This is a genomic window from Lacinutrix cladophorae (genome assembly GCF_053604645.1).
Genome location: NZ_JBSHNR010000039.1, coordinates 1 through 223, shown reverse-complemented (window position 1 = coordinate 223; position 223 = coordinate 1). Strand labels below are relative to the sequence as shown.

1 protein-coding gene is annotated in these 223 nt (G+C 42.2%); it reads left to right on the top strand.

The window, feature by feature from the left end; genetic code table 11:
• Nucleotides 1-223: hypothetical protein (locus ACVC3Y_RS00260; protein WP_452225740.1), on the top strand; the 223-nt coding region annotated here is incomplete at both ends.

Here is a 223-nt window from a genome sequence, read left to right as displayed (position 1 = left end):
CTTGAAGATTCTATCGGTCCAGACCTTACTGCTTGTACGGTTGTAGATGAAACCATAGAATGTAATGGTACAGATAATGAAACCATCGCTAACGATTGGAATGCTGCTAACATATTAGCGCTTCAATCTTGTGGTACAGATAGCTGTGATACAGATGCGGTCTTTGATGTAACTTCCGATTATGCTTTCACGAACCTTGCTTCCACTTGTGGTGCTGGTGGTA